17 protein-coding genes are annotated in these 18,813 nt (G+C 40.7%); 15 read left to right on the top strand and 2 right to left on the bottom strand.

The genetic code is table 11. The annotated features are described in order from the left end of the window. Positions 1-16 precede the first annotated feature (16 nt). Positions 17-193 (bottom strand): PLDc N-terminal domain-containing protein, encoded by a 177-nt coding sequence (locus JL001_RS07980; protein WP_200975591.1) that lies wholly within the window; start codon positions 191-193, stop codon positions 17-19. Between the two features lie 138 nt (positions 194-331). Here JL001_RS07980 and JL001_RS07975 point away from each other — a divergent pair, with 138 nt between their 5' ends. Beyond that, positions 332-2,896 carry a M14 metallopeptidase family protein gene (locus JL001_RS07975; protein ID WP_200975590.1) on the top strand — a complete coding sequence of 855 codons (2,565 nt, stop codon included), beginning with the start codon at positions 332-334 and terminating at the stop codon, positions 2,894-2,896. A gap of 197 nt (positions 2,897-3,093) precedes the next feature. Next, the gene (locus JL001_RS07970; protein WP_200975589.1) at positions 3,094-3,597 is read left to right on the top strand and encodes a hypothetical protein; all 504 of its coding nucleotides are present in this window, start codon (positions 3,094-3,096) and stop codon (positions 3,595-3,597) included. A gap of 232 nt (positions 3,598-3,829) precedes the next feature. Here JL001_RS07970 and JL001_RS07965 read toward each other — a convergent pair whose 3' ends face one another. Then, positions 3,830-4,102 (bottom strand): acylphosphatase, encoded by a 273-nt coding sequence (locus tag JL001_RS07965; RefSeq protein ID WP_200975588.1) that lies wholly within the window; start codon positions 4,100-4,102, stop codon positions 3,830-3,832. A gap of 180 nt (positions 4,103-4,282) precedes the next feature. On the opposite strand from JL001_RS07965, the gene JL001_RS07960 reads away from it, so the two are divergent. The 13 genes from JL001_RS07960 (at position 4,283) to JL001_RS07900 (ending at position 18,678) form a co-directional block, all read left to right on the top strand. Continuing rightward, positions 4,283-5,383: a VWA domain-containing protein gene (locus JL001_RS07960; protein ID WP_200975587.1), complete on the top strand. Its 1,101-nt coding sequence runs from the start codon at positions 4,283-4,285 to the stop codon at positions 5,381-5,383. Positions 5,384-5,385: 2 nt separating this feature from the next. Then, the gene (locus JL001_RS07955) at positions 5,386-6,912 is read left to right on the top strand and encodes a magnesium chelatase (RefSeq protein ID WP_200975586.1); all 1,527 of its coding nucleotides are present in this window, start codon (positions 5,386-5,388) and stop codon (positions 6,910-6,912) included. A 351-nt stretch (positions 6,913-7,263) separates the two neighbouring features. After that, positions 7,264-8,505: a hypothetical protein gene (locus tag JL001_RS07950; protein ID WP_200975585.1), complete on the top strand. Its 1,242-nt coding sequence runs from the start codon at positions 7,264-7,266 to the stop codon at positions 8,503-8,505. A 520-nt stretch (positions 8,506-9,025) separates the two neighbouring features. After that, positions 9,026-10,606 (top strand): serine hydrolase, encoded by a 1,581-nt coding sequence (locus JL001_RS07945; protein WP_200975584.1) that lies wholly within the window; start codon positions 9,026-9,028, stop codon positions 10,604-10,606. Positions 10,607-10,917: 311 nt separating this feature from the next. Next, complete coding sequence (locus JL001_RS07940) at positions 10,918-11,232, top strand: hypothetical protein (RefSeq protein ID WP_200975583.1); 315 nt, start codon at positions 10,918-10,920, stop codon at positions 11,230-11,232. Positions 11,233-11,285: 53 nt separating this feature from the next. Continuing rightward, the gene (locus tag JL001_RS07935; RefSeq protein ID WP_200975582.1) at positions 11,286-11,909 is read left to right on the top strand and encodes a YdeI family protein; all 624 of its coding nucleotides are present in this window, start codon (positions 11,286-11,288) and stop codon (positions 11,907-11,909) included. Between the two features lie 149 nt (positions 11,910-12,058). Further along, positions 12,059-13,528, top strand: a complete 1,470-nt coding sequence (locus JL001_RS07930; protein ID WP_200975581.1) for a M20 family peptidase — start codon at positions 12,059-12,061, stop codon at positions 13,526-13,528. Positions 13,529-13,552: 24 nt separating this feature from the next. Continuing rightward, a complete protein-coding gene (locus JL001_RS07925; protein WP_200975580.1) occupies positions 13,553-14,338 on the top strand; it encodes a hypothetical protein in 786 nt (261 codons plus the stop codon). A gap of 76 nt (positions 14,339-14,414) precedes the next feature. Continuing rightward, positions 14,415-14,834: a DUF3995 domain-containing protein gene (locus tag JL001_RS07920; RefSeq protein WP_200975579.1), complete on the top strand. Its 420-nt coding sequence runs from the start codon at positions 14,415-14,417 to the stop codon at positions 14,832-14,834. A gap of 139 nt (positions 14,835-14,973) precedes the next feature. Further along, complete coding sequence (locus tag JL001_RS07915) at positions 14,974-15,357, top strand: VOC family protein (protein WP_236252747.1); 384 nt, start codon at positions 14,974-14,976, stop codon at positions 15,355-15,357. 44 nt (positions 15,358-15,401) lie between these two features. Beyond that, entirely contained in the window at positions 15,402-16,145 is a 744-nt protein-coding gene (locus JL001_RS07910; protein WP_200975578.1) for a toll/interleukin-1 receptor domain-containing protein, read from the top strand. A 12-nt stretch (positions 16,146-16,157) separates the two neighbouring features. Continuing rightward, positions 16,158-18,092 carry a hypothetical protein gene (locus JL001_RS07905; protein WP_200975577.1) on the top strand — a complete coding sequence of 645 codons (1,935 nt, stop codon included), beginning with the start codon at positions 16,158-16,160 and terminating at the stop codon, positions 18,090-18,092. 112 nt (positions 18,093-18,204) lie between these two features. Further along, positions 18,205-18,678, top strand: coding sequence for a hypothetical protein (locus JL001_RS07900; RefSeq protein WP_200975576.1), 474 nt, complete (start codon positions 18,205-18,207; stop codon positions 18,676-18,678). The last annotated feature ends 135 nt before the right edge of the window (positions 18,679-18,813 follow it).

Here is an 18,813-nt window from a genome sequence, read left to right as displayed (position 1 = left end):
AGTGCAAATAAAAAGATCACAATACAGTTCTTCCCCGGCCAATCAAAAACCAAAGCAAAGTGCCCAATAGTGGTAGCACAACCACGATCAATACCCAAATCACCTTGTCTGTGTCCGTATGAAAACTACTTCTTACCACATCTATGATCGTCAATACATAGATAATGGTTCCAATTGAGCCTAATCCAAGCATATACAATATTTAAGTGTTCAGTGTATAAAAAATGATATCCGATCAGTTTTTTTTACCTTCGAAATGAATTTACTTAATTTTTATGAGAATTATTAAGGAGATTTGGAGAGATAGATAGAACGCACTAAATCAAACCCTATGATCAAAAGAATATTAAGCTTTTGCTTCGTCCTGGTATCATTGACCAGCACTGCCCAAGTGGATGTTGACCTTGAATACTACCTCAAACCTGGCTATTCCTACAATCCTGATATTCCAACACCGGAATCGGTATTGGGTTTTCAAATTGGAGAGTGGCATGTGAGCCATGACCAAATTTACATGTACATGAAGGAGCTGGCCGAAGCTTCTGAACGTGTCAAACTAGAGGTAATCGGCCGAACTTATGAGCAGCGTCCATTGATGATGCTGACCATTAGCCATCCAGATAATCTTGCCAAACTCAATGCTATTAAATTCCAGAGGTCTCAGCTGAGAGACCCCGCAGAGTCCAGAAATGTAGATATAGAAAATATGCCTGCGGTGGTTTATATGGGGTATTCTGTCCATGGAAATGAACCAAGTGGCGTAAATGCTTCTCTATTGGCCGCCTACCATTTTGCCGCAGCCAATGAAGTAGAGGATGACCTCAAAAACATTGTGATCATCATGGAACCGGGTATCAACCCGGATGGCATCAACCGGTTTGCCTCTTGGGTAAACTCCAATAGAAGCATCCATATGAATGGCGATCCGATGAACAGGGAATTGAATGAAGCCTGGCCTCGAGGCAGAACCAACCATTATTGGTTTGACCTGAACCGTGACTGGCTTCCCGTTCAGCACCCTGAATCCAGAAGCAGAATTACCAAAATCCAGGAATGGAAACCCAACCTAGTCCTTGATTTCCATGAAATGGGTACCAACAGCACTTTCTTCTTCCAACCAGGTATTCCAAGTAGAAACCACCCATTGACACCAAGAAAGAATTTTGAGCTGACGGAGAAAATTGCTCAGTACCATGCCAAATACTTGGATGAAATAGGTTCATTGTACTTCACCCAAGAAAATTATGATGATTTTTATTACGGTAAAGGCTCTACTTACCCTGATGTACAAGGCCAAGTAGGGATCCTTTTTGAGCAAGCATCTTCCAGGGGGCACTTGCAAGAAAGTGTCAATGGCCCCTTGAGCTTTGCCTTCACGATCCGTAATCAGTTCACCGCCTCTTTATCCTCATTCGAAGCGGCCGTGGCCATGAGGCAAGAGCTAAATAATTACATGAGGGATTTCTACCTGGATGCTAAAAAGGATGCTGATGCCGATATCAACAAGGCCTATATCTTTGGGGTCAATGAAGATATTGGAAGAACTTATCATTTGGCGGATATGATTCTCCAGCATGAAATCAAACTTTATGGGCTAAAAGAAGATATCACAATCAATGGAACCAACTTCAAAGCCAATAAAGCTTTTATTGTCCCGCTCAACCAACCTCAATACCGGCTTATTAAAGGAATGTTTGAAACCAGAACAGAATTTCAGGACAGCCTTTTCTATGATGTTTCAGCCTGGACTCTGCCGATGGCCTTCGACATGCAGTTCATGACCCTGAACAGCAAAATCCTTAACCTCGCCAATGTGGAAGAAGTCCAAAAAGGATTGAGCAAACCAAAAGGAAAAGTCAATGGAGCTGCTGGTGCCTATGGGTATGCTTTCGAGTGGAGTGAATATTACGCCCCGAAAGCCGCTTACGAGCTGATGAAAAAAGGCTATAATGTCAGGGTTAGCCATGAGCCTTTTGAGATCAATTCTGAGTTGAAGTTTAGCAGGGGAACCATTCTGGTGGACCAAGGAAGAACTGGGGCTTCCGATCAGGAGTTCTTTGAGGACTTACAAGCCATTGCGCAAGAAACGGGCATTACCATTCAAAGTGTGGATACCGGCTATACCGGTGGCATCAATATGGGTTCACCAAGCATTGATGTCCTTGAAATCCCTGAAGTGGCGCTTTTGGTGGACAATGGAGTATCCAGCAGTGAAGCTGGCGAAATCTGGCACTTACTGGACCAGAGATTTGAAATGCCTATTACCTTGCTTCCAACAGACAACTTTAACTATGCTGACCTAGGAAGGTATAATGTGATCATCTTTCCAAATGGCAGTTATTCCGACATCAGTGCTTCAGGAGTGGAAGCCCTGTCCAACTGGGTAAGAGATGGAGGAACGGTAATCGCCAGAGGAAGGGCGCTCAGTTGGCTCAATCAAAATAAGATCGGGAAGTTTACTTTCAAGACCAATACAGAAGAAGACAGCACCCTCCAAAAAAGCTATGCAGACCTTTCTAACGACCAAGGAGCCAAGGTAACCGGTGGTGCTATTTTCAATGTCAAACTTGACCTTACCCACCCATTGGGCTATGGCTATACCCACCAAGAGCTTTATACCTTCAGAAACAGTAACCAATTTATGGAACCTTCTGACAATCCATTTGCCAACCCACTGGTCTATACCGATAAACCTTTGGCCAGTGGCTATGTCTATCCATTCAACTTGGAGCAAATGAAAAATACAGCTATGATCCGAGTGTCTGCTCACGGCCGTGGAAAAGTGATTGGCTTCGTAGACAACCCTAACTTCAGGGCCTTTTGGTTTGGCACCAACAAGCTATTCCTCAACGGAATCTTCTTTGGCCAAACTATCAGTGGCAGTTCAGCCAGATAAATAAAACTTACTCACATAAATCAATCCTCGCCAAGAGCTCTTGGCGGGGATTTTTGTTTTTAAGCTACCCTTTTAAAGTGCCTCCACTGCTTAATTTGACCCATTTTAAATAGGATGCTCTCCTAAAAAAGTACAATTTTTCCCTTTTCATTTTGATCAATAAAAGTTAATTTGCGCCATATTTCGCGATTTAGACAATGATCCAAAAATTATTTCCATTAGACAAGAACTACATCCTCAGACAGGCCCAAAGTATTTTGGAGGATGAACTCGTGGAAATCATGGTCAGCGAACTAAAAAGATCTTACACCTTACTTTATAATCCACTGGGTCTAGTGGACAATACCTACCAACAGATTATCCAAACTACCGAATTCCCCAAAGACCGGATCAAGGTAATCTATGAGCAGCTTTCGGGCATCTACCGCTTTAAGTTTGGATCCAATCAATTGGAATTTCTATTTGACGGGCGCAGTCACTTGGACAAGTACCAAGAAGACTGGAAAGCACATTTTATTCTTTGGCTGAGAGAACTGGGCATGCATGAATCCTATGTCAAAACCATGCTTCGGATGACGGTGCTCTTTGACACCGAAAACAGGGCTGAGTTTGCAGAAAACCGATGCAAAAGCTTTGTCAATGAGTTTTTCCAACTGAAAATCATCAAAAGAAAAGGAGAGTTAAAGCTAAAGATTGCTTAAGGCATAACTTTCATTATTTGGAGTTCATTAAGACGTTAGTCTTATTGTGTTAGATCCAAAACTAGTAAAAATAGTATAGCGAAAAACCGTTTGGCACAGAGCTGATTAATCTTATCAGAACAAAGCTGATCGGAATTTGTAATTCCGATCTAAAAATAATAAATGGATTTACAATCCAATATGATGACTTGGTCAAAATAGGCTTTGAAACTTGGAAAAAAATGGTCAGAATCTATTCATAAACGATTTCAAAACCATCAAATTTCCGGTCATAGCCTTCATCCAGCAGCATCAAGCTTTGCACTGCTGCTTGTGGAGGGCCTACTTTCAACCAATCTTCCATGGCCTTTACCTGAGTTTCATTTCCCTGAATAACGGTTACCACTGATCCATCGGTCTCATTTTTCACCCAACCTTTTATTCCCAACTCGCGGGCCTTGTCTTTTGTGCTCTTTCTAAAAAATACACCTTGAACTTTACCGAGGACTTTATACTTCTTGTTCATATGATTCAAAAACTTTTTGGTACACAAATTTAAGAAAGATCAATTTCTGTAAAACATCTGTTTACATTCTTAATTGAATCTTTGTACCTTAAAGCAAAACAAATGGCCTTTACGAAGGTAAATTTCAAAAATTGATCATATTCCAAACTACCAGCATGCTATTCTTGTTATCAGTTCTGTATGAAAGGATTTAGATTTACCAAATACACCCCTCAAAAGGATCCGTCCAAAAACACCTTTGAAAACCTGTTGGAGATTTTTCTGCAGCTAGTTACCATGACGGGTGGGGATGTTGCGGAAGCTTTGAGCTGGCTAACCAACCTGGACAACCGACACGGCCTGACCAATCCCGGATATGGCATTGGTGATTTTATAGAAGACCTTAAAGACAAAGGTTATCTTACTGAAGAAAACCAAAAAGGAGAATTCAAAATTACGGGCAAGTCGGAACAGCAGATCCGAAAAAGTGCTTTGGAAGAGATTTTCGGAAAGCTAAAAAGAGGCAAAGGTGGCCAACATCGCACCACCCACTCCGGGCAAGGCGATGAAAAGGGAACCGACCGAAGGCCATTTGAATTTGGCGATAATCTGGAACAAATAGCCTTAACAGACTCACTAAGGAATGCTCAAATTAACCATGGCTTTGGCGGCGACTTCCTGCTTACAGAAGATGACCTGGAGGTAACAGAAAACGAGTACCGGACACAGACCAGTACCGTGTTGATGATTGATATTTCCCACTCCATGATCCTATATGGAGAGGATCGTATCACTCCCGCCAAGAAAGTAGCCATGGCATTGGCCGAGCTCATCCAAACGCGCTACCCAAAAGACACTTTGGATATAATTGTCTTTGGAAATGATGCCTGGCAAATTGACATCAAGGAACTTCCCTACCTGCAAGTCGGCCCTTATCACACCAACACAGTGGCTGGACTGCAACTGGCCATGGACCTTTTGCGTAGAAGAAAAAACCCCAACAAGCAGATCTTTATGATCACAGACGGAAAGCCAACCTGTCTGAAGGTTGGGATCAAGTATTATAAAAACAGCTTCGGAATAGACAGCAAAATCCTAAATGAAACCCTAAAACTCGCAGCCCAATGTCGGAAACTAAAAGTCCCTGTGACCACCTTTATGATTGCCTCAGACCCTTACCTGAAGGAATTTGTAAAGGAGTTCACCAAGGTCAACAACGGCAATGCTTACTACAGTAGCCTAAAAGGGCTTGGGCACTTAATTTTTGAAGATTACAGAAGAAACAGAACAAAACGCTTTTAAGCATGACATACCAGCAATTGAAGAGCAAAGACTTATTGAAAATAAAAACTTTGGGAGAATTGAAAGCTGCAGGCTATCAAACCCAATCCATAAAAGAAGAACTTCGTCAAAACCTGATCAAAAAAATCAAAGCCAAAGAGAATGTCTTTGAAGGCATTTGGGGCTATGAGGACACGGTTATCCCTGATATTGAGCGGGCCATTCTTTCCCGTCATAACATCAATTTCCTCGGTCTCCGGGGACAGGCAAAGACAAGGATCGCCAGACAAATGACCTTGTTGCTGGATGAATATATCCCAGTAGTGGCTGGTTCAGAACTGAATGATGACCCTTTACTTCCCTTGACCTCTTTTGCAATAGAACTGATTGCTGAGAAAGGTGATGATACCCCCATCTCCTGGTGGCACAGGGAAAAACGCTATACCGAAAAGCTGGCCACCCCGGATGTTTCGGTAGCCGACTTGATTGGAGATGTGGATCCGATCAAAGCGGCCACCATGAAGCTGTCTTACAATGACGAACGGGTCATACATTATGGGTTGGTGCCAAGATCCCATCGATCCATCTTTGTGATCAATGAGCTACCCGATTTGCAAGCTAGGATTCAGGTAGCCCTTTTCAATATATTACAAGAAGGAGATATCCAGATTCGGGGTTTCAAACTTAGACTTCCACTGGATATCCAGTTCGTGTTCACAGCCAATCCAGAGGACTATACCAATCGGGGAAGTATCGTTACACCACTCAAGGACCGTATCGAATCGCAGATCATTACCCATTACCCTAAGAGTATTGAAATTGGTAAGCAGATTACTGCGCAAGAAGCCAAGGTTAATGGTAAGCCCATGGAAAAAATTCATGTACCGGAATTGATGAAAGACCTGATTGAGCAGGTGGCCGTAGAGGCCAGAGATAGTGAATATGTGGACGAGAAAAGTGGTGTTTCTGCACGCTTGACCATTTCGGCTTATGAAAACTTGCTTTCCGCTGCGGAGCGAAGGATTTACCTTAACGATGAAAACAATACTGTCACTCGAATCGCAGACTTGATTGGGATTATCCCCGCCATTACTGGCAAAGTCGAGTTGGTTTATGAAGGTGAGCAAGAAGGCGCTGGCTTGGTAGCCTACAACCTAATTGGCAAGGCTATCCGGACACTTTTCGCAGAATATTTCCCTACCCCAGAACAGAAGAAAAAAGACAAGGAGGGTAACCCTTATGTACTGCCTTTATCTTGGTTTGGAGAAGGAAACCATATTGATATCCTGGCTTCCCAAAGTGACAAAGAATACAAAAAGGCCTTGCATCAAGTACCGGGGCTGGAAAAAATCACTACCGAATTTGTAAAGAGTCTTCCAGAAAAGGAAAAGGAATTCTTTATGGAATTTGCCCTGCACGGCTTGGCAGAGTACAGTCAGCTCAGCAAAAAGCTGTTGGATACAGGCATGCAGTTCAAGGACCTTTTCAGTAGCATGTTTGATATGGGAGCTCCAACTGACGATGACTTTGATGATGATGATTTGAATTGATAGGCAAAACCTATCTCACAAAAGAATCCCTTGATATTGACAAGGGATTCTTCTTGACTGACCCACTTTTTATCATAGTTAACCTTCCATTTTTAAACTAATAAACACCAATTCTTGCATATTTTTTTCTTATTTTAATACCAGTAAACCACGGGACTACAGACAATTTCTCAAAATTTTGTATTGAGGAATCTCTTTTACCACCGCAGCAAAGCAGACATTTTACGAACATTGCCATGTTTGCGCAAGGACTATTCTTTTGATTAGAAAGCTATTTGGTTCAAGCCAATTCTACGCGCTGGCTTGATCTTATATTCTACATTATTGATTTTAATTTCATCGCAACTCACCATGAAAAAAATCATTCTTTTTCTACTTTTCTTAGGTTTATTTTATCAGCAATCACAGGCCCAGGACCGTTTTTTTGTCATACATGCCAAAGACAGTATTCACGGAAAACCTCGCTTTACCTCCAGCTTTGGAGTCAATATGAAGCTGAACGGCTACTTGGATCTTTTTGGAGGGTTACAGGACAATGAAACGTTTAATGTAGGCTTGATCAATGTCTTTGGAACAGATGATCAGGCAAGCCTTCATATCGACATGTACCAAACACAGCTAAAATTTGAAACCAGCCTGATCACTCTTAATGGACAACAAATTAGTGCGGTGGTAGAGTCAGACTTTTGGGGTGGCAATGGAATGATCAGATTGAGAAAAGCTTATGTTGAAACAGATCATTGGCAAATCGGCCAAAACTGGCACAACTTCGGTGATGAAATGATTTGGCCCAATATTATGGAATGGGAAGGGCCTCCTTCTGGGGTTTGGCAAAGGGTGCCGCATATCAAATATAAAAACACCTTCAACGACAAAAGATACATTTATGAAATAAGCCTCGAAGCACCGCTCAATGACTACACTCCTTACAAAGACCTTGAACCTTTTGTGCAGGAAACGGACCAATTTACACCTGACCTGACAGCTGCTGTGCGCTATGTAGAGCCTTGGGGACACCTCCGACTTGCCTCTGTTCTCAGACATATCCGCTATGCTTTACAAGGTGAAGAAGATAGTTTTGCGGGTTATGGGTTTAGCTTTTCTGGCTTATACAGTCCTACTGATTCCAAAGACAATCTACAATTTCAGGTGATTGGAGGTAAAGGCATTACAGCTTTTATGACCAGTATTGCCGGGCAAGGCTATGATGGCTACCCCAATATGGATGGGACTTTTAGTGCCACCCCTGTCTTTGGTGGCTGGTCCAGTTATGAATACTTTATCACACCTCAGCTACATGCCAATGCAGTCATCGGCTACACCAATTTCAATATCAAGGATGCGTCCAGGTACATCTTGATTCCTGATCAGGAAATTTCTGATATCTACCTCAACGGCCAACTCAAACATGAACATTATTATGGGATATTCAACATGATGTATGATCCCTATGAACGCATGACCATTGGCCTTGAACTTGATTATGGTGTCAAAAGACTGGACGGGGAAGGCAGCATCAACCAGCTATTTGTTGACCGTAGTCAATCCAGAGATGCCATGCGCATCAGCTTTGGTTTTATATTTTACTTCTGATGTTTTTTACTCTTATATTCATCAGGTATCATCTATCAATGACTTGTAAAGAACTGACTTTATTTGGTTTACATGATTTACCGTGGGTAACTTTTTATATTGTTCAACAAATTTCAGTCTGGCTTTCACCTCATCACCTTTGTTACTTTTTTCCAACAGGTGAAAAAAGTAACCAAAAAAACCCGCCGCTGCGCATCTATTGAGCTAAAATTAAAGCCTGCCCTCATGCAGGCAAACTCCTCCTGTATGGCTGCCAGTGCCCCTTCTGTTCAGTATTCCGTCAAACAAGCCTGCCTTCTGCCTTCCCTCTCCTTTAATTTCTTAACGCCCAATATCTGCAAGGCGGATCTATCAATATATTTGAGGAGTTCCTTAAGGACCTAGATAAGATATTATTCGTTATTAATGTTTAGCAAGACTATTCCATATAGAGCATTTTATTTTTAGGGAAGTGCTTCCAAAGCCCTTATCAATTCTTTTGAATTTGCTATCTTGATAAACTGGCCGAAATCTATATAAAATGAAAAATATATTTTTAAGATTATTATTGATCCTGATAATTGGGCTGCCCTGCAAGAGGACATTTTCTCAAGTCAGCTCGGAAGAAATTGATGCTATCGTGCAGAAAGCTATGGAAAGTTTCTCCGTAGCCGGTGCCGCTGTGGCCGTGGTGAAAGATGGCAAAATCGTCCATCAAAAAGGATATGGGCTCACTTCCATCGATGGCAAGACCAAAGTCGATGAACACACCAATTTTGGCATTGCTTCTAACTCAAAAGCTTTTACAACAGCTGCTTTGGCCCTATTAGTGGAAGAGGGCAAACTTTCCTGGACGGATAAGGTCATTGACCATATTCCCGAGTTTAAAATGTACAATGATTATGTTACCCAAAATTTTAATATCCAAGACTTGCTCACGCACCGGTCGGGGCTGGGACTCGGTATAGGAGACCTGATGTTTTTTCCTGATGGCTCGGATTTTACAGTGGATGATATTCTCTCCAGTTTCCAGCACTTCAAGCCAGAATCCGCTTTCCGCACAAAGTTTGACTATGACAATCTCCTCTACATTGTGGCAGGTGAAGTCATCCATCGCGTAAGCGGCAAAACCTGGGAACAGTTTATCAGCGAGCGAATTTTCGCACCACTCCAGATGGATCATTCTTTTGCTTCCTACACTTTCATCAAAGACAAAAGCAATGTGGCCTCTCCCCATCTCAGCAATGACAAACAAATTACTTTGGTAGAACCCGAGCAATGGGATCCTAGCAAACTTAATGGAGCCGCAGGAGGGATTTATTCCAATGTAAACGACTTGGCCAACTGGATGCTGATGCAGCTTAATGAAGGAAAGTATGGAGAAAATTTAGAGCAGCAACTTTTTACGGAAGCAAGCCAGCGTGAGATGTGGAAAATCCATACCACCTTAAATGCGAATAGAAATCCTCGCTACAATTCCCACTTTAATGGCTATGGGCTAGGTTGGTTTTTGACTGATGTCAGAGGCAATATAATGGTTTCCCACACAGGAGGGTTGATTGGGATGTTGTCCAAAACGGTATTGATTCCCGATTTGGATCTGGGCATTGTGGTATTGACCAATACTTTTTTGGACGGAGCGGGAGTTTACTCTTCCGTTACCCAATCCATTTTGGATAAGTATTTGGGACTAGAAGAATTTGACTGGAATGGGTTTTATGTGGAAAGGTTGAACCAAAGTAACCATGAAGCGGATGAAATTGTCGCTACCATTTGGAGCACAATCGACGCAGCAGATCAATCCAAGCTTGACCTCAATAATTATACAGGAATTTTTGAAGACCAGTGGTTTGGGAAAATAGAGATTTCCCAAAAGGGCGAACGGTTATGGTTCAGCTCATACCGCTCTCCTAAAGTCAGTGGCCCCATGTATTATTACAAAGCCAACACCTTTGTCGCCAAATGGGAAAGCGCCAGCCTACCGGATGCGGATGCTTTTGTGATGTTCCAGTTGGATGAGGAAGGCAAGGCCCAAAGTATCAAAATGAAAGGCATCTCACCCGCTATTGACTTTAGTTTTGACTTTCATGATTTGGACCTTCATAGGGTCATTGAAGATTAATTTGAAGGATAACCACCTGATTCTTCTCCTCTAAAAAATGATTGAAGTTTATATATTTGACCATCAAAATTTAAAATCAGACAACCCTTCTGAAGTAAGTTAGTATTGATATAGACTTTATCCTTATTAGGTTAAGATAAACCACAAATGAAAAGGATAAACACAGATTTATGATGAGTTGATAATAATTTCCAGCACAAGAAAAATAAATAACCAAAACAATGTCAACTTATTAAAGTTATAATTTTTCATTTGGGTGATCGTTAAAATAGCACTAAATTCTGAAAGCTTTTTAAACATTAACCATCATCATGAAGACTTTACTTAGCATCATTCTTCCAACAATCATCATTTTAACGCCTATACTGGTATTTTTTGTCTACAGGTTCAACATCAAAGAGAATATCAGGCAAAAAATATTGATATCTGGAGCCTTACTTTTTCTATTGGGTTTACTTGTACCTCGACTTGCTACTTTTGTCTCTCTGTATGGGCTAGGGCCGGGTACAGGTGAAAATACCAGATGTGCTATTGGTGCCACAGTTTTTTTCTATTTTGGCTACTTGATTAATTTGGCGGGTATCCCTATTCTTAGTACAATTTTCTATTTTACAGGAAAGAAATAGTATACAATATCAATCTTATTGTACAAATTGAACTAAAAGCAATCATTAAGACCATGAATACCAATGTCGAGGATTATTTTACGGATGGGTGCGGTAGGTGCCCACTAGGAGGTACTCCGGATTGCAAAGTCCATCTTTGGACACAGGAATTGAAGCTACTCAGGCAAATTGTCCGAGAATGTGGCCTGGTTGAGGAAAGCAAATGGGGCGTTCCTTGCTATACCCACAGCCAAAAGAACATCGTCATCATCAGCGCTTTTAAGAACCACTGTGCGCTGAGCTTTTTTAAAGGCTCCCTATTGAAAGATGAAGAGAAGCTTTTGGAAAAACCCGGCGAGAATACCCAGGCAGGAAGGATCATTAAATTCACCAATGTCCAGAAAATCCAGGAATTACAAGCTACCTTAAAAGCCTACCTCTTTGAAGCCATAGAAGTAGAAAAGGCGGGTTTAGGAATAGAATACAAAGAGACTTCAGCTTATGATGTCCCTGAGGAATTTCAACAAAAATTGGATGAAGACCCTGGCATCAAAGCAGCTTTTGAGGCCTTGACACCGGGAAGACAAAAAGGTTACTTATTGCACTTTTCACAGGCAAAGCAATCCAAAACCCGGGAAGCCAGAATAGAAAAATGTCTCCCCATGATCTTTGCTGGAAAAGGGCTCCATGACCGTTAGGGCATATAATTAGTCGCTTTCAAAAACCCTGTTCGGTAATTTTTCCAACAAATAAGTCCAACACTTATATTCAGTTCATCAGTTTTAATTTTTACCTTAATACAACAACCAACTCTTGACTTGTATCTCCTGACATAACCTCCTCTGCAATGAAACTCTTCAAAAAAGGCCTTTTATTTCTCTTGGTAGCTTTTCTGCTTTTTGTCGCATATCTGTTTTTCAATATGTTTACTTTTCCTTCCAAGCAAATCAGCAGTAAGCCTATTGAGCCACTTCAAATAAACTCCACTTCTGTTTCCAACTTTTCCAGGGCCATTCAGATCCAAACCGTTTCACCGGAAGACCCCAAAGACTTTGACACCCTTCAATTCCAGCAATTTGCTGATTTTCTCAGCAGCACTTATCCACTTGCAGATTCATTGCTCAACAAGAAAACCTTCAATGACTTTAGTTTTCTATATCATTGGGAAGGCAGCAAACCCGACTTGAAACCCATCATTCTTATGGGGCACTTAGATGTGGTGCCTGTTATTGAAGAAAATATCCCAGATTGGAGGGAAAGCCCTTTTGGAGGTGAGGTCATCCAAGACACTATCTGGGGACGCGGAACCATCGATGATAAAGTGGGCGTTATCGGGATCTTGGAAGCTGCAGAGCGGTTGTTACAAAATGGCTATCAGCCGGAGAGAAGCATTTATCTGGCTTTTGGTCATGACGAAGAAATAGGTGGAGTAGAAGGTGCCCAAGCCATAGCGGCCTACCTTCAAGAACAAAATGTCCAGGCCGAATTTGTGCTGGATGAGGGCGGAAGTATTGTCCAAAACATGGTTCCGGGAATTCCTGGAGATGTGGCACTGATAGGCATAGCGGAAAAGGGCTTTGTCAGTTTGTCCTTATCGGTAAAAGTAGAAGGAGGGCACTCCTCTATGCCAGAAAAGGAAACAGCGATTGACATCCTTTCGAGCGCTATCGCCAAGCTGAAGCAAAAACCGTTTCCTTCCCGGATTTCTGCACCAATCGATGGCTTTATCGAGTACTTGGGCCCTGAGATGCCCTTTGTAAACAAACTCGTTTTCGCCAACCAATCGATCTTTAGCCCTGTAATCACCAAAATATATGAAGGAAGTGCATCAGGTAATGCCTTGGTAAGAACCACTACCTCTCCCACCATCTTTAACAGTGGGGTCAAGGAAAATATCATTCCTCAGTCTGCCAAGGCCACCATCAACTTCAGGATAATTCCCGGGGAAACCATTGAGTCGGTGGAGGACAGGGTCAAAAACACTATCAAAGATGAACGTATTCACATTCAGCGCAGTGACTTTATTTCCAATCCTTCCAAGGTATCCCATACGGATTCATTTGGCTTCCAAACAATCCATGAGACCATCACGGAAATCTTTCCCTCCACTTTGGTTTCTCCGTACTTGGTAGTGGGCGGTACAGACTCCCGTCACTTCAATGAAATTTCCGATAATATCTATCGGTTTTCGGCCATCAAGCTCAACAAAGGAAACATCAAGTCATTTCATGGCCTCAACGAACGAATTCCAGTAAGTGACTTTGAAAATTCTATCCGCTTTTATCATCAATTGATCCTAAACGCTACAGAAAACTAAGCCCATGCATTAACCGATCAAAAAATGGCCGAACTCTTCTATAACAAATGGTTTGAACTGAAATTATCCCATACCTACTTCAAGCATGGGAAAGCTCCCGTTTCCATAATTCCTACCCGAGAAACAAAAATGAACTTAGATCAAAACAATGTTCTTATCAAACAGAATGATGGGAGTTTTACTTTATATAAAGCCGCTTTAGATGAAGCTGAACAAGCTAACTTTACTGAATTGAAAAAACTGGGAGTACTCCGGTTCCTGCTTTCCAGTGAAGACCCGTATTTCTATTATTATACCGATCTCCCCGACCAAAAACCAGGTGAAATATTAACCTTTAGCAATGACATCAATAGTATTGGATGGGGATTAAGCTTCTCCATTTCAGAGCCCCCCTCAGACCTAAATAGCTTTGCTTTGTTAAGCATCGATACAGAAGAAGTCGATACTGACCTTTTGATTTTAACATTCAACTCTCGAAAGGTATTTATCAAATACTATATTATTAATTCAGGAAATGCCTCGGAAATTACAGCAATGAATATTTACGATGACAATGGAATGAATTATAATGGTCCAGTTGAGGAGTCCCTCCCTAATGGCCAAAAGGCTTATGTTTTTACAAGCTCTAGCCTACAGTCACTACAACAAATGGACAATGGCCCCAAATTAAAGATCGCCTACCTTAATAATCAAACTCAAAACATGACAACTGAATTACCCCTGCCCACCCCCTCATCAAAAGAAATCAACATTTACAATGATGGTCCAAATAAGGGGCAGTTCTATTGCCAGGTATTTGTCTATATTTAAATTTCCAAAACCTTAATATTGGCCTTTTTGAAGGCTAACTTTATAGCACAAAAAATTAAGTTAAACAGACTGTAAGATGTTTTTGTCAATTCTATTGAGTGTTGTTTTTATTGGACTTGGCCTGATCCACTTCAACTGGGTAATCGGCGGAAAGTTTGGTTTTGAAGCTTCGCTGCCCACCAAATCAAATGGCGAAAGGGTATTGAATCCTAACAAGTTGGACAGTGCTGTTGTTGGACTTGGCCTCACTGCTTTTGGGGTATTTTATCTTCTCAAATCGGGAATACTTGAATTTCCACTTCCTGACTGGATCTTTCATTATGGCGGTTGGATCATCCCCATCATATTTCTTTTGCGGGCCATAGGAGAGTTTAGGTATGTCGGTTTCTTCAAAAAGATAAAAGACACTGATTTTGGAAGGCTCGACAGCAAACTCTTTTCACCATTATGTTTGTTTATTGGTTTAGCCGGAATATGGATACAATGGATATATTAGAAATCTCCTTGGCTGAAAAAACATAGACAGACCACTATAAGTTAGAAAACAGTTTACAAAAAGAATACCTATATTTAAATACCAATTATCAAAATAAAACAACCACCTACAACTAAATACTGGTGAAATCTAACCTATCATGGATCAAAGCAAGAACGACCAGGGCATGTTAATTGATATCAACCCTAAATTACCCATGCGCGACAAGGCGTCCACCAAGGATTACTACATTAACCATTTGGGGTTCGAGGTATTTGGAAGTCCTGATTATGAAGGTTATTTAATGGTAGAAAAAGACAATATTCAGATCCATTTTTTTGAATTTGCAGCACTTGACCCAAAAACAAACTACGGACAAGTCTATATAAGAACCAATGACATTGACCGGCTTTATCAATCTTTCCTCGCTAAAAATGTCAGTATCCATCCCAATGGAGCACTGACAACGAAACCTTGGGGACAAAGGGAATTTTCTCTCTCCGATCCAGACAATAACTTGTTGACTTTTGGGCAGACAATCTGAGTCACCGATAAATCCCCAAAACTTACCATTAGCAAAGCTACTTTATGAACTACAAAGCCAAAATATTCTATAGCTATTCCCATGAAGATGAACCTTTCAGGGAAAAACTCGAGACTCATCTTGCTATTTTAAAAAGAAATGACCTGATCGAGGAATGGCATGATAGAAGGATTGCTCCTGGTGCAAATTGGGAAGAAGAAATAAATGAGAATATTGATGCTGCTGATATCATTCTCCTTTTGGTTTCTTCTAACTTCCTGGCCTCTGATTATTGTTATGATTCTGAGACCATCAGGGCGCTTGAAAGACATAAGGACAAAAATGACTCGGCCATTGTCATCCCAATTATACTCAAACCATGTTTGTGGACCATTGCCAATTTCGCAAAACTTCAGTCATTACCTAAGGACGGCAAGCCTATCACCACTTGGGACAATGAAGAAGAGGCCTGGCTGGATGTAGCCACTGGAATCCTGGAAAAAGCCAGGTCTTTTAAATCAGCAAGCCATCCTGTCGAGGCTATTTTAGAAGAAAGAGTGGAAAAACCCCAAGCAGTAAGCCATAGGGAGCTTGTCAGAAAGTTTCTCTGTACCTACAAGTCCTGGTATTTTTCCCCTTTAAGAGTCATCAAATGGGGAGGACGAAGACTTGGATTTGAACAATTGTATTACATGGAAACTTCCGAAGTAAGATCCATTCTATCTGATTTTGTTAGAGAAGGCTTAGTCATCACCACCGAAAGTAAGAAAGGCAATACCATCTACAAGATAAAAAACAGCCATTGTTAAACAGCTTCTCCGATGTTCTCAAAGATTAGCTTCAGTTCTAAGGTATTATTATTGATTCTTTTTACCGTCATCCTGGTAACGGGAATTGATCTTTTCCGAATATCAAGTTATCAAGCTTATCCTTTGAAACCCGAAGATAAAATTGACACCAAAGAATCACAGGTATATTGGGAGCTTGTCAAAGGAACTGAGAATATTGATTGGAAAGGTCTTGATGGCACTTTGGAGTTTATCAAACAGGAATACGATTGCTCTGATTTTAGATTGGTAAATCTGATTCGGATCATGTATGAATTTGAAGACAGGGTACCTGCAAGTTATAAAAGCAAGATAGAAGGTGTTCTCTTTAACTTTCGCTATTGGCTGGATGAACCGGGAGAGAATTCGATGTGCTATTGGAGTGAAAACCACCAAATACTTTTTGCATCAGCAGAGTTTTTGATTGGCCAGAAGTATCCAAATGTTATGTTTCCTAACAGTGGGCTTACGGGAAACCAGCACATGGAAAAGGCTAAAGTGCGCATCTTAGATTGGTTAAAGATGCGCTGGGATTATGGCTTTACAGAGTTTTATTCCAATGTCTATTACAAAGAAGACATTGCTGCCCTGATCAATCTAATAGATTTTGCAGGGGATGAAGAGATCGTGAAAAAGAGTCAGATCATCATGGATTTACTTTTCTTTGATGTAGCGACCCAAAGCACCAAAAACATGTTTATTTCTGCTAGTGGAAGGGCTTATGAGGGCAACCGAAAAGGTGGCCCAGGAGCTACACTTGGTGGGTTGACACAATATTTCTGGGGTGATGGGAGTGAAATAGGGGCTGGAATGATGTACGGCATGATGGTTTCCAAAAACTATCAATTGCCCCCAGTGCTCAAGGAGATTGCCCAAGACAGTTCGGAGGTAATCATCAAGCAAAGCAATGGGCTGAACATTTCAGAACTGAAAGCGGAAGGCTATTATGAAAAGGACAACCGCAGCCTGATGATGCAATGGGGGATGGAGGCCTTTGTAAACCCTAGCGTGGTGCGCAATTCATTGTCAAATATCCGAACGCACCAAATGTTCTCTAATGGGTTTTTAAAGGATTTTAAAGTGCTTGATTTTTCGCTGTTGAGAATTTTAAATCTTGAACCTACAGTGGTCAAGCTTATCAATCCGCAATACATCGGTACAGCCATCCAAAAAGGAGATACCTACACCTACAAAACCAAAGATTTCTCCATGTATACGGTACAAAATCACCAAATAGGTGATTTTGCTGACCAGCAACATGTCTTTGGAATCAATGTAAAAAACCATTTTGCAGTTTTTCATACTCATCCAGCGGTGGAGAAAAATGTAAAAGTGCAGTCACCGAATTATTGGGTGGGCTATGGGCACTTTCCCCATTCGGCACAGGAGAAGAACATCAACCTTTCCATTTATAATATCCCGGACAAAAAAGGAATCATGGAAAAAGACTTGTTGGATTATACGCATTCCTATTTTCCCAAAGAAAAGTTTGACTCCACTTATATCACCGGCAACTATATCTTCGGGAAAAAAGAGGATACTTATTGTGCGTTTATTGGAACAAATGCATTCAAGTATCGGGACAATGCCACTGATGACATTATTCAAACAGGAAAGCAGGTGTATTGGATTGCTGAAGCGAGCTCTAAAGCCCAAGATGGTTCCTTTAAGGAGTTTATCGATCGAGTCAAAAACAATAAGGTAATATTTGATGGACAAAAGCTTGAATTAAGTTATTACTCCAACAACAATAAATATGAATTAAGATTTGGTAGTGACTTCAAAGTAAATGACCAAGTCATCAATACCGCTTATTTACGTTTTGACTCTCCCTACCTCAAATCCGACAAAAAAGCTAAAACCTACCAAATCACAATGAATGGTCAGTCACTATACCTTGACTTTGAAAATGGCACAAGGGAATTTTAAATGAAAAACTATTAATAGGTTATTAATGCTTGCAGTTTTCTCTATTTCTTACCTCAATACCTAAAAACTTATTGTTTTGACAATAAAAAATCATATTAAAATCAATCAAGAAATGAAAGTTACTTTTTTCATATTGGTAAGTTTCGTTTTAATTTTTAAAGTTCAAGCACAAGATAGTGACTTAGAATTAGCTTCACATCAATATGAATATATAGGAGACTCTATTGAGTTGAAAAAAATATTGAGTTTACTTCAGTCTGATTCACTTCATGTGCTTGAACAGAATAATCAAATTTGTGAACTAAAAATTAAAGGCCTTGGCGAATCACAATCAATAAAATTTCGGATTTATTCCATTGAATACGGATCCGGGGTAAGTTGTCGTGGTATTTCGAAAACTGTATTTTTCAAAGAAAACAACTTTATCGGGTACATTAATTCTGATATGATTGCCCCAGAAAAAGTTGATGGAGACCATCTGATTTGGAAGTTTGAAAATGGAACTTCAGTATTAATGGATTTGAGTGAAAAAATCCCTCCTGAATTTCATTTTGAAAAATTGAAACTAAAATTAGTCATGAACTAATTATTTCAATTAAATGATTGATGGTTCAAGGAGTTTATAAGCTCAAAAGACGATCAGTATCACGAGGCCAAAGACCTTCTTTCCAAATTGCAACCTTAAATTCAATCAATAAATGACACCGAACTTAAGCCCGGT

Origin of the sequence: Echinicola sp. 20G (genome assembly GCF_015533855.1) — a bacterium.
Taxonomy (GTDB): domain Bacteria; phylum Bacteroidota; class Bacteroidia; order Cytophagales; family Cyclobacteriaceae; genus Echinicola.
Note: the sequence above shows the minus strand (reverse complement) of the source record. Positions and strands in the feature narration are given on the sequence as shown.